This window comes from Caulobacter sp. HMWF025 (genome assembly GCF_003060965.1).
Classification (GTDB): domain Bacteria; phylum Pseudomonadota; class Alphaproteobacteria; order Caulobacterales; family Caulobacteraceae; genus Caulobacter.
Window position 1 is genome coordinate 1 of the sequence record NZ_QAII01000108.1, and the last position, 5,060, is coordinate 5,060.

Sequence of the window (5,060 nt, forward strand, 5' to 3'; positions counted from 1 at the left end):
CCCGGGGGAGGAGGGCTGCGAAGCGGCCCGGAGGGGGCAAGTTTCAGGTGCATACCGGCCGGCTCCGCAGGCCCCCACCGGGCCGGCTCACGCCGGTCGTCCGCCCCCAAAGGGGGCGGAAGAGCGGGGCTTCCCTACCCCACCATGCCCGACAGGCGGCCGCGGATGATGGCTTCAGCCTCGGCGACCATGCGGTCGACCAGGTCCTTGACGGTGGGGATGTCGTGGATCAGGCCCTGGACCATGCCGGCCGACCAGATGCCGCCATCGGTGTCGCCTTCGGCCAGGGCGTCGCGGCCGCGGCTGCCGGCCACCAGGTGCTGGACGTCCTCGAACTTGGCCCCGCCGGCCCGCTCGATCTGCACGACCTCCTGGCTGACCGCGTTGCGCATCACCCGGGCGGTGTTGTGCAGGGTGCGGAAGATCAGGTCGGTCTGGCGCTCGTCATTGGCGACCATCTGCTCCTTGAAAGCCATCGGGATCGGAGCCTCCTGGGTGACGCAGAAGCGGGTGCCCATATTGACGCCGTCGGCCCCGAGGGCGAGCGCCGCCACCAGGCCGCGCGCATCGGCGATGCCGCCCGAGGCCAGCATCGGGATCTTCACCTTGTCGGCGGCGGCGGCGATCAGGATCAGGCCAGGAATGTCGTCCTCGCCCGGGTGGCCGGCGCATTCGAAGCCGTCGATGCTGATGGCATCCACGCCCATCCGCTCGGCGCTGAGGGCGTGACGGACGGCGGTGCACTTGTGGATCACCTTCACGCCGTTGGCCCGGAAGTGGTCGACATGTTCCTGCGGCTTGTAGCCGGCGGTCTCGACGATCTTGATGCCGCTCTCGATGATCACCGCGCGGTATTCGGCATAGGGCGGCGGCTTGATGGCCGGCAGGATGGTCAGGTTGACGCCGAACGGCTTGTCGGTGAGGTCGCGGGTGCGGGCGATCTCCTTGGCCAGCTCCTCGGGCGTCGGCTGGGTCAGGGCGGTGATGAAGCCCAGCGCCCCGGCATTGGCCACGGCGCTGACCAGCTCGGCCTTGCCGACCCACTGCATGCCACCCTGGGCGATGGGGTGCTCAACGCCGAAAAGCTCGGTGAAACGGGTCTTGATCGCCATGGCCTTAAGCCTCCCAGTCTGGTTTTTTCAGACTATGGCGGATTGACCCTTGCGGCAGGCAAGAGGCGATCGTGCCGGCGATCAGGGCTTGAGCAGGTCTTCCAGCGCCTGGGCCCGCAGCGCCGTGTGCTTCAGATAGCAGGACTGAAAATAGATCGGGGCGATGGTGCCGCCGCTCAGGATCTGGACCGTGGCGCAATCGGCGTCGCGATAGGCGATCCAGGCCCGCTGGGCCTTCAGCAGGGCGGCCTTGGCGGGCGCCGCGTCGGCCAGATCCGCCATGTCGGCCTTGTAGGCCTTGTTCAGACGGGCGTCCTGAACCTTGAGCTCGGCCTCGCCGCACTTGAGAATGCCCAGGGTATTGTCGTTTTCCGGCTTGGCCAGGCAGGCCTCGTAGGCCGGGCTGTAGGCGACGCCGTCCTCGGCCCGGGCCGCGGCCGGCGCAAAGGTCAGAAGGGCAGCAGCGATCAGCAGCGTCCGGAGCAGCATCGGCTCATCCTCGTCAGGCTATTGCAGGCCGACGCGGCCGATGGCGTAGAAGCGGTCCGAGCGCTGCTTGCGCAGGGCGGCGACGTCGAGGGCCAGCAGGCCCTTCAGCTCGTCCTCGATCGCATCGCCGACGGCCTTGAGGGCGGCCGGGTGATCGGAATGGGCCCCGCCGGCCGGCTCGTCGATAATGCGGTCGACGATGCCCAGCTTGATCAGGTCCTGGGCGGTGATGCGCATCTGGGTGGCCGCGTCCTTGGCCCGGGCCCCGTCGCGCCACAGGATCGAGGCAGCGCCCTCGGGGCTGATCACCGAATAGATCGAGTGCTCGAGGATCAGCACCTTGTTGGCCCCGGCCAGGGCGATGGCCCCGCCGGAACCACCCTCGCCGACGATGGTGGCGATCATCGGGGTGTTGAGGGTCAGGCAGCGCTCGGTCGAGCGGGCGATGGCCTCGGCCTGGCCGCGCTCTTCAGCCCCCAGGCCCGGATAGGCCCCGGCGGTGTCGACAAAGGTGATGACCGGCAGGTTGAAGCGCTCGGCCATGTCCATCAGGCGGACGGCCTTGCGGTAGCCCTCGGGGCGGGCCATGCCGAAATTGTGCTTCAGGCGGGTGGTCGTGTCGTGGCCCTTCTCGTGGCCCATGACCACGACAGGCTGGCCCCGGAAGCGGCCGAGGCCGCCGACAATGGCCTGGTCGTCCGCGAACTTGCGGTCGCCGCGCAGCTCGACGAACTCGTCGATCAGGCCGGCGACATAGTCGCGCAGGTGCGGCCGCTGCGGATGCCGCGCGACCATGGTCTTCTGCCAGGCATCCAGATTGGCATAGGCCTCGACCCGAAGGGCCTGGGCGCGATCGCGCAGGGCCTGGATTTCGAGCTCGAAGGCCCCCGGGCCGGCGGTTTCGGAGAGCTTGGACAGCTCCTCGATCTTGCCTTCCAGGTCAGCGATCGGGCGTTCGAAATCGAGATAATGTGCGGCCATGGTCTCTTGAACGTCGCCGTTGCGGAAAGGGTGCGAACCTAGTGGCAGACGCGACAAAAGGGAACCGGCTTTGGAACCGGACGGTCCGTGACGGATTCATCCACATGACCGTCCCCAGCTGTCGTCCGAGAGAGTCTCTTTTGAAGACTCATTTCGGTGGTGAATCGCGACATATGGTCCTATGGTTAAGATCTGGCCGGTCGCGAATGACACCGGCGCCTGCGGCCCCCGTCCATCGAACATGGGCAGGACCCGCCTGTAGCGAACGGATGTTCCCATGCAGGTGTTCACGTTTTTCTGCGTTGAGCCGGACGGCTCGGTTCCCCGCTTCGACGTTTCGCCCTGTCTCGACGATGAGGCTGCACGCCGGCGCGCCTTCGAGCTGATCGACATGCACCACCGCTGCGACCTGATCGAGGTTTGGCGCGGCGCGACCCGCGTCTTCGACGTACCCGCCCAGCGCAGGGCCGCCGCAGCCTGATTTTCATCGTTCGATGAATTATTGCGACACCCGGAATCCGGTGCTATCCCATGGCTCCGGACGGAGCGCCCTCCCCGGCGACTCCGCTTCCGGAGGCCCGCCATGGACGCCCAGGTTTCCTCTGCCCTGATCCCGCCTGCCCCCAGGGTCCATGCCCGCGATCTGCCGGACTGGCGCGTCGCGGCGGGCATGACCGCCAACAGCCTGGCGGTCTGGAGCGAGCGGGCCTTCGAAGCGCCCGCAATGCGCCGCCGCATCCTCGGGATCGACAGTTTCCTGATCAATGACCCGGACGCGGCCCACGCCCTGCTCTCGCCCCCGCTGGGCAGCCACGTCCGCCCCGTCGCGGCCGTTCGCCCCGTGCTGCCCTTCACGGGCCGGGGCCTGCTGCTGGCCGAGGGCGAGGCCTGGCGCCGCCAGCGCCGGATGCTGGCCCCGGTCTTCACCCCGGCCCATGTCAGCGGCCTGCTGCCGCATTTCGCGGCCGCCGCCGAGACCCTGATCGCCGCAGCTGCGGCCCAGTCCCGGGTGAACCTGTCGGCGCTGTTTCACGAGGCGACCCTGGATGCGGTGCTGCGGGCCCTGTTCTCGCTGCCGGCCGATGCGCGCCGCGCCCGCATGGCCCGGATGGTGCGGACCTTCGTGTCCGGACCGGGCCGCGCCCAGCTGTGGGACGGCCTGGCCAAGCAGGAGCAGGACTTCGCCTTCTCGCTCGGCCCCCGGCGGCGCTTCGCCCGGGCCTGGTTTGCGGAAGTCGATGCGGTGATCGCCGACCGCCGGGCAGACGGCGCAGCGGCCGGCGACATGCTCGACCTGCTGCTGGCGGCCCGCGATCCGGAGACCGGCAACCCGCTGACCGATGCCGAGATCCGCGAACAGTCGGCGACCATGATCGCCGCCGGGTTTGAGACGACCTCGCGGCTGCTGTTCTGGACGGCCTATCTGCTGGCCCGCGATCCGGCCGAGCAGGCCAGGGTTCGCGCCGAGCTCGCCGCCGCCCCGCCGGAGACCATGACCAGCCTCGCCGCCCTGCAGGCCTGGCCGCGCCTGAAGGCCTGCCTGCTGGAGGCCCTGCGGCTGTATCCGCCCGTCAGCCTGATCCTGCGCACCAATCTCGAGACCGAGACGATCCTCGGCCACACCCTGCCGCCGGGCTGCCTGATCACGGTCAGCCCGTGGGTCATGCACCGGCATCGCGCCCTGTGGGACGAGCCGGCGGCCTTCCGGCCGGACCGCTTCGCGGGGCGGGCCGCGCCGTGGACCGACGGGGCCTTCATGCCCTTCGGCGGCGGCCCGAGGATCTGCATCGGTGCCAGCTTTGCCCTGGCCGAGGCCCAGGTGATCCTCGGCCGGCTGCTGGCCCGGTTCGAGATCGGCCTGGACGATCGACGCCCCATGATACCGGTCGGTGGCGTGACGACGTCGCCCAGCGTCGAGCCCTGGTTCCGTCTGACACCAGCCTGAGCCTGTCCCGGCAATGGCCCCTTGCGGAAGCCGCCCGGACACCCGAGCTTGGGTCGAGCCCACGAGGACCCCCGCCATGACCGACGCTCCCCGCCCTTCCGCCATTGCCGATGACAGCGGCCACGGCGGCCTGCAGATGTTCGTCACCGCCGGCCCGACCAGCCTGGTCGCTGACGTCAAGGTCGAGGCCGGCGGTCTGGACCTGGGTCCGGATCCGCACGATCTGGTCGCGGCGGGTCTGGCGGCCTGCACCACCATGACCCTGCGCCTCTACGCCAGGCGCAAGGCCTGGGCGCTCGGGGCGGTGCATGTGGAGGTCCGCAGCAGCCGCGAGCCGGACATGAGCCCGCCCGAACGCTTCGACCGGGTGATCACCCTCGACGGCGACCTCGACGCCGACCAGCGCGAACGCCTGCTGGCCATCGCCGAGATGTGCCCGATCCACAAGCTGCTGACCCAGGGGGCGCGGGTGGTGACGACGGTGGGGTGAGGCATGGCTGCCCCCTTCCCCTTGATGGGGGAAGGGTTGGGGA

The 5,060-nt window shown here is 69.5% G+C and carries 6 protein-coding genes; 3 read left to right on the forward strand and 3 right to left on the reverse strand.

Features of this window, described 5'->3' with window-relative positions; all coding sequences use genetic code 11:
• Positions 1-134 precede the first annotated feature (134 nt).
• The 3 genes from DBR10_RS12200 to DBR10_RS12210 form a co-directional block, all read right to left on the reverse strand.
• Positions 135-1,112 (reverse strand): NAD(P)H-dependent flavin oxidoreductase, encoded by a 978-nt coding sequence (locus DBR10_RS12200; RefSeq protein WP_108505451.1) that lies wholly within the window; start codon positions 1,110-1,112, stop codon positions 135-137.
• A gap of 81 nt (positions 1,113-1,193) precedes the next feature.
• Positions 1,194-1,601, reverse strand: coding sequence for a lysozyme inhibitor LprI family protein (locus DBR10_RS12205; RefSeq protein WP_108489883.1), 408 nt, complete (start codon positions 1,599-1,601; stop codon positions 1,194-1,196).
• Positions 1,602-1,619: 18 nt separating this feature from the next.
• The gene (locus tag DBR10_RS12210) at positions 1,620-2,582 is read right to left on the reverse strand and encodes an acetyl-CoA carboxylase carboxyltransferase subunit alpha (protein WP_108505452.1); all 963 of its coding nucleotides are present in this window, start codon (positions 2,580-2,582) and stop codon (positions 1,620-1,622) included.
• Positions 2,583-2,859: 277 nt separating this feature from the next.
• Between DBR10_RS12210 and DBR10_RS12215 the strand changes: the two genes are divergently transcribed.
• The 3 genes from DBR10_RS12215 to DBR10_RS12225 all read left to right on the forward strand — a co-directional run bounded on the left by DBR10_RS12215 (position 2,860) and on the right by DBR10_RS12225 (position 5,017).
• The gene (locus tag DBR10_RS12215; protein ID WP_108505453.1) at positions 2,860-3,063 is read left to right on the forward strand and encodes a hypothetical protein; all 204 of its coding nucleotides are present in this window, start codon (positions 2,860-2,862) and stop codon (positions 3,061-3,063) included.
• 102 nt (positions 3,064-3,165) lie between these two features.
• Positions 3,166-4,527 (forward strand): cytochrome P450, encoded by a 1,362-nt coding sequence (locus tag DBR10_RS12220; protein ID WP_108556367.1) that lies wholly within the window; start codon positions 3,166-3,168, stop codon positions 4,525-4,527.
• Positions 4,528-4,603: 76 nt separating this feature from the next.
• Positions 4,604-5,017 carry an OsmC family protein gene (locus DBR10_RS12225; RefSeq protein WP_108505454.1) on the forward strand — a complete coding sequence of 138 codons (414 nt, stop codon included), beginning with the start codon at positions 4,604-4,606 and terminating at the stop codon, positions 5,015-5,017.
• Positions 5,018-5,060: the final 43 nt, after the last annotated feature.

Coding starts and splice junctions, on each gene's coding strand:
- DBR10_RS12200 (WP_108505451.1), bottom strand. CDS start 1,112: ATGGCGATCAAGACCCGTTTCACCGAGCTTTTCGGCGTTGAGCACCCC.
- DBR10_RS12205 (WP_108489883.1), bottom strand. CDS start 1,601: ATGCTGCTCCGGACGCTGCTGATCGCTGCTGCCCTTCTGACCTTTGCG.
- DBR10_RS12210 (WP_108505452.1), bottom strand. CDS start 2,582: ATGGCCGCACATTATCTCGATTTCGAACGCCCGATCGCTGACCTGGAA.
- DBR10_RS12215 (WP_108505453.1), top strand. CDS start 2,860: ATGCAGGTGTTCACGTTTTTCTGCGTTGAGCCGGACGGCTCGGTTCCC.
- DBR10_RS12220 (WP_108556367.1), top strand. CDS start 3,166: ATGGACGCCCAGGTTTCCTCTGCCCTGATCCCGCCTGCCCCCAGGGTC.
- DBR10_RS12225 (WP_108505454.1), top strand. CDS start 4,604: ATGACCGACGCTCCCCGCCCTTCCGCCATTGCCGATGACAGCGGCCAC.